The organism is Vibrio sp. V42_P2S4T144 (assembly GCF_009904715.1).
Classification (GTDB): domain Bacteria; phylum Pseudomonadota; class Gammaproteobacteria; order Enterobacterales; family Vibrionaceae; genus Vibrio; species Vibrio alginolyticus.
In genome coordinates this window covers 1-6,162 of sequence record NZ_WXWS01000559.1, presented here as the reverse complement: position 1 = coordinate 6,162, position 6,162 = coordinate 1, and the positions used below count along the sequence as shown (strand labels likewise).

Annotated in this window: 4 protein-coding genes; 3 read left to right on the top strand and 1 reads right to left on the bottom strand. The window is 43.0% G+C overall.

Features of this window, described 5'->3' with window-relative positions:
• Positions 1-269: 269 nt before the first annotated feature.
• The 3 genes from hflK to nhaA are packed head-to-tail and all read left to right on the top strand — an operon-like array spanning position 270 to position 3,653.
• Entirely contained in the window at positions 270-1,328 is a 1,059-nt protein-coding gene (hflK, locus tag CAG68_RS18670; RefSeq protein WP_161441498.1) for an FtsH protease activity modulator HflK, read from the top strand.
• Entirely contained in the window at positions 1,325-2,317 is a 993-nt protein-coding gene (gene hflC / locus CAG68_RS18665; RefSeq protein WP_161441497.1) for a protease modulator HflC, read from the top strand. The genes hflK and hflC overlap by 4 nt, the downstream gene beginning before the upstream one ends.
• Positions 2,310-3,653 (top strand): Na+/H+ antiporter NhaA, encoded by a 1,344-nt coding sequence (gene nhaA, locus CAG68_RS18660; RefSeq protein WP_161441496.1) that lies wholly within the window; start codon positions 2,310-2,312, stop codon positions 3,651-3,653. Before hflC ends, nhaA begins: the two co-directional genes overlap by 8 nt.
• A 76-nt stretch (positions 3,654-3,729) precedes the next feature.
• On the opposite strand, the gene acnA is transcribed toward nhaA, so the two are convergent.
• The coding region (acnA, locus tag CAG68_RS18655) for an aconitate hydratase AcnA (protein ID WP_161441495.1) at positions 3,730-6,162 on the bottom strand (2,433 nt) is incomplete at its 5' end.

Genomic DNA, 6,162 nt, shown 5'->3' with positions numbered 1-6,162 from the left:
GCTCTCACATAACTACACGTCGCATAACGCTAGCGATAAAAAGAGCCTAGTAATTAGGGGTTACTGTAGAGCTTGAGATATAGTTAGAAATCATACTAGCTAATAATTTCTGATTATATTAGAAGTTTAAATAGACCGTCCCTATCCTAAGGCAACACTTAGTAACTAATCGTAAACTGCACACAATTTACTCTAGTTGATTAAGCGCTACCTACCTCATTCAATTTTGCATAGGTCAAATTCCTTACCTATAGCCGGAGGGCATGCTCATGCTCCCAAGTAACAATTCTTCAGGAAACCCCTGGGGCGGAGGTCAGCAAGATCCTCCACATTTGAAAAAAGCTTTTCATACTATTCTTCAGCACTTCAAGAAAATTCTTATCGGTCGTGGACCGTCGAGCTTTTTTTCTCCATTTATTATTTTATTTTTAGCTCTCATTTTATGGTCAACATTTTATACCGTTCCAAGTGATTCTGTCGCTGCCATACAACGCTTTGGTAAGTATGTAAATAATGTTCCTGCGGGGCTCCATATCAAGGTTCCACTTGGTATTGACACGGTAAAAATAGTTCCAGTTAAACGTCAGCTGAAACAAGAGTTTGGTTTTACGACGCCAGGAGCTAATGATCCTCACCAAAGTCCCAGAGTGAACGATCGTCGCCAAGAGACACAAATGGTCACTGGTGATTTAAATGCTGCCCTTGTGGAGTGGGTAGTTCAATATCGAATTTCTGAACCTATTAAGTTTTTGTTCGAAGTCCGGGAACCTAGTGAAACGCTTCGATATGTTTCTGAGTCCGTAATGCGTGAAGTTGTCGGGGATAGAACTGTGGATGAAGTGATCACAATAGGCCGACAAGAAATTGAATATGAAGCGCTTTCAAAAATGCAGGCGCTCTCAACGAAATATGCCTTAGGGATAAGCATTGACCAAGTGCAATTGAAAAACATCAACCCTCCTCAACCTGTCCAGGCATCATTTAACGAAGTGAACCAAGCCCAACAGGAAAAAGAAAAGCTTATTAATGAAGCTCGTCGAGATTACAACAAAGTGATCCCTTTAGCTTTAGGAGAAAAAGATCAAAGGATCAGAGAGGCTGACGGTTATCGTTTAAAAAGAGTGAATGAAGCCGAGGGGGATACAGCGCGATTTAATGCACTATTGTTTGAGTACGTTAAAGCTCCAGAAGTGACCAAACGAAGAATCTACTTAGAAACCATGCAAGCTGTATTACCGAATATTCGGGCCAAAATTATCATTGATGAGCGAGCAAACAATATCTTACCTTTACTTAATCTCAACGAGACACAAGGAGATGCACAATGAAACCGAAAAAAATAGGAGTCATAACCGCATTAGTTTTATGTGCCTCTCTTGGTATATACAACGCACTTTACACCGTGAGTGAAGTACAACAGGTCATTATTACTCAGTTTGGGAAGCCAATAGGAGAACCTGTTGTGGATGCCGGGTTAAAGATAAAAATGCCATTCATTCATGAAATTAATACTATAGACAAAAGAGTGTTGGAGTGGGATGGCAACCCTTCCGATATGCCAACAAAAGATAAGCTGTATATTTCGGTTGATATATTTGCTCGGTGGCGGATTATCGATCCACTCCAATACTTTTTACGTTTAAAAAATGAACGTAGTGCTCAATCTCGTCTTGACGATATTTTGGGAAGTGAGACGCGAAATGCTGTCGCAAAGCATGAACTAATCGAAATAATTCGTACCAACAAAAACAGAAAACCGTTACGAGATGCCTTATTAAGTGACACTGAAGGAGAGTTAAAAATTGGCACCCTTGTTCCTATTAAAAAAGGGCGTCAACTAGTAGAACAAGAAATATTCTCTGCTGCGTCAGAAAAAATAAAGATATTTGGTATTGAATTGCTCGATATTCGCTTCAAACGTATTAATTACAATGAAAGTGTTCGCCCTAAAATTTACGAACGAATGATTAGTGAACGTCGGCAAATCGCGGAACGTTTTTTATCCGAAGGGAATGGGGAAGCTGCGAGGATTCGTGGTGACCGCATCAGAGATTTGAATAAAATCCAGTCTGAAGCCTATCGTGAAGTCGAAGAGATTCGCGGACAAGCTGATGCCAAAGCCGCCGAAATTTATTCGTTAGCTTACAATAAAAGCCCTCAAGCGAGAGACCTTTATGAGTTCACGCGAACAATGCAGTCTTACTCAACTATCATTTCAGAAAATACAACGCTTGTTTTATCTACTAACAGTGACATATTCAGGTTTCTCAATAGCATTGAAGGTAACTTAATACCTACAGTTGAAAATAATGAGTAAAAAAGTCCCAATAGTACCAACTAATCCGACTCGATTACCAAAAGAGTACATTGATTGGGTTGCTCAACCAGTAAACCGTTTTATACATATTGAATCCGCAGCAGGCATTGTTCTATTTGTTTCAGCAGTACTTGCTGTTTTAATTGCCAATTCAAATCTAAGTGAAGAGTTTGCTCATTTTTGGCAGATTTCGGTAGGGATTACTTTCGGTGATTTAGTCTTTGAGCGTTCTTTACACAAATGGATAAACGATGCAGGAATGACTTTGTTTTTCTTTCTCATTGCCTTAGAACTTAAGCGTGAGTTGGTGCTGGGTGAACTTCGTAATCCTAAATTAGCTGTACTTTCCATTGCTGCCGCTCTTGGTGGGATGTTGTTACCTCCTCTTTTCTATTTATTTATCCAATTTGGTGAACCAGGGCATCATGGTTGGGGGACCGTGATGGCGACGGATACCGCATTTGTGATCGGGTGCCTAGCGCTCTTAGGACGAAGTATTCCGAGTAGCTTACGAATATTCATGTTATCAATGGCCGTAGTCGATGATATTGGCGCAATCTTTGTTGTGGCTATTGGTTATGGTAATGACATTGAATGGCGGCCCGTCGTTTATGCATTGATAGGTTTTATTATTGTTCGAGCTATGAGCTTCTTGGGAGTTCGCAGTATTGTACTCTTCTCTCTTGTTGGAGGAATGATATGGTTGTCGGTCGACATGTCTGGTATACATCCGACAATTACTGGTGTGATTCTAGGCTTATTAACCCCCACAAATAAGTGGGTCAGCAAGCAACACCTCTCCACTATTGTGAACTCAATAGTGGCATCATCTCCTATGAAGCAATGGAGCGGAGATAAGATTGAAGGAGAGACTTTAAGGACAGCTGCGGCGGCGGCCCGTGAAACGCTTTCACCGGTCGAGCGCTTAGAAATGTTACTTCACCCTTGGGTCGGGTTTATCATCTTACCACTATTCGCCTTTGCTAATGCTGGGATTTCACTAACCAGTACGAACGCAACTTCTCCAATTACTTTTGCTGTCTTTTTGGGTTTTGTTTTTGGCAAGCCTATAGGTATTGTGCTGTTCAGTTGGATATCCGTAAGACTCCGGGTAGCCATGCTTCCAGAAAATATGAATTGGGGAATGATTTTGGGAGGTGGGATGCTAGCTGGCATTGGTTTTACGATGGCATTGTTTATCTCAGAGTTAGCCTATAGCACTGATCAAATTAATGCAGCAAAACTTGGAATTTTCTCAGCTTCCATCTGTTCAGCTTTACTCGGTCTCACTTTTTTACGGTATTTCTCTGTAAGAGAAAAACAGAACAACATCTGAATCTGAAATGTATAGACAGTCTGCGGTGAAAAACTACCGCAGACTGCTACCCCGTAATCTAAGACGCGAGACTTCACTATGACATTTTAGGAATATTAGCTGTCAGCTGCTTCAGAACATATTGAAGAATACCCCCCGAGTTAAAATACTCCAGTTCCTTAGGGTTATCTATACGAGCAGTAACAGGTATGGTGAGCTCAGCACCTTGCGCTGTTACTACGATAATATTGAGCTCCAATAACGGCTTTATAGGTTCGTGGGGTGCAATAAAAACAGTCTCATTACCCTCTAACGTCAGTGAATTTAATTCATCTGGTCGCATCAGTTGAAGAGGCAGTATGCCCATACCGACTAAATTACTACGATGAATTCGCTCAAACGATTCCGCGATGACCGCTTTCACATTCAATAACAAACAACCTTTTGCAGCCCAGTCACGACTAGAGCCTGAACCATAGTCTTTGCCAGCAAATATTACCAACGGAACGTTAAGTTCGATTGACCTCCTGCTGGCGTCGTAAATAGGAATGATGGGAGGCGCTTTCTCAGTGGTTGACATGTTACAGTCATCCAGTTTGGTATCGCCGTAACATCGCGTGACACCGCCTATCGTCGGGGAGGCGATTTTGTTTTCCAAACGTACATTTGAAAAAGTCCCACGAACCATGATGTGATGATTTCCTCGGCGTGAACCATAGCTATTAAACTCTTCGGGTGTGATGTTTTTTGAAAGTAGATATTGACCCGCCGGACTATGTTCTGAAATGCGGCCTGCTGGTGAAATATGGTCGGTCGTAATTGAATCCCCCAAAATGGCTAATACACGCGCTGATTCAACAGGAAAAGTCGGCGGTGGTATTTCCAAAAAAGGAGGGCGTTGTATGTAAGTAGAGCCTTCGTCCCAAGGGTAGCAGGGGCTATCTTTCATTGACAATTGTTCCCACTCTTCATCACCTTCAGTAATGTCGCTGTAGCTCAATCTAAAGTGGCTCTCATGGACTTGATTTAGCATTTCATCCAGCATGGCTTGGCTTGGCCACAGATCTTTTAGATAGACGGGCTCGTTGTTACTATTGAGCGCAATTGGGTCTTTTTCTAAGTCAATACAGGTCGTACCCGCTAACGCAAATGCGACGACTAAAGGTGGCGAGGCAAGCCAGTTTAGGCTAACAGAGGGGTGTACTCTACCTTCAAAGTTGCGATTACCTGATAATACCGCCGATACATTCAGGCTGTTTTCCGAGATCTCAGTTTCAAGATTGTTTTTTAATGGGCCAGAGTTACCAATGCATGTTGTGCAACCGTATCCAACTCGATGAAATCCCAATAGGTCGAGGTAGTCTTGCAAACCCGTATCATTGAGATATCGAGCGACAGCTAATGAACCGGGGGCGAGAGAAGTTTTGACGTAGCTAGGAACGGTTAACCCTTTTTTAACTGCTGCCTTAGCCACCAAACCCGCAGTCAACATAACAGCGGGGTTTGACGTGTTAGTGCACGAGGTGATAGCTGCAATGACGACATCACCATGATGTAAGGGTCTGGATGAGCCTGGCTGGCTTGAGTTTGCGGCACCTTCAATAGCACATTGGTCAAGAGTCGCTTGCTTAATGGCGCTGATATTAAGTCTGTCTTGAGGTCGTTTGGGCCCTGCTATTGAGGTACCGATAGCAGATAAATCGACTACAACATTTTCGTCATACTCTGGTGAAGGGCGGTTTGTATCCCACCATAGCTCTTGCTCTAGAGCGTACGCCCGAACTCTATCAATCAGTGAAGAAGGGCGGTTTGTCAGGGTTAAATAGGCGATAGTATTTTCATCAATTGGGAAAAATCCGCAAGTGGCTCCATACTCTGGTGCCATATTGGCAAGCGTTGCTCGGTCTGCCACCGATAGAGTGGCTAAGCCGTCACCATAGTACTCAACGAACTTACCTACCACGCCATGAGACCTTAACCTTTCTGTGATCGTCAAAACCAAATCGGTCGCAGTCACACCGGGACGCAATTGCCCATCAAGACGTACTCCGACGACTCGTGGGATAGCGATATTTAGTGGCTGACCAAGCATTGCAGCTTCGGCTTCTATGCCTCCCACTCCCCAACCCAACACGCCTAACCCGTTTATCATAGTGGTGTGGCTATCGGTTCCTATTACCGTGTCTGGTGTTAACACTCTTTTTTCGTCTTCGCGCACAACTTGAGATAGATATTCCAGATTAACTTGATGGCATATCCCCTTACCGGGAGGGATCACTGTCAAGTTACGGAAGTTTTTTTGTGCCCACTTTAGAAATGTATAACGCTCTCTATTTCGTGCCATTTCATGTGCACGATTTGTTTGTATCGAAGATTCTGAACCTGATTGATAAACAATTAACGAATGGTCAATGACAAGATCAACCGGACATTTAGGTGTTACATAACTCGGATCTCCGCCTTCTTGAGCTACTGCATCTCTTATTGCGGCTAAATCGACTAAAGCAGGTATCCCAGTATAGTCCTGCAT

Excerpts from the sequence above, each read along its gene's own strand:
- hflK (WP_161441498.1), top strand. The coding sequence starts at position 270 with ATGCTCCCAAGTAACAATTCTTCAGGAAACCCCTGGGGCGGAGGTCAG.
- hflC (WP_161441497.1), top strand. The coding sequence starts at position 1,325 with ATGAAACCGAAAAAAATAGGAGTCATAACCGCATTAGTTTTATGTGCC.
- nhaA (WP_161441496.1), top strand. The coding sequence starts at position 2,310 with ATGAGTAAAAAAGTCCCAATAGTACCAACTAATCCGACTCGATTACCA.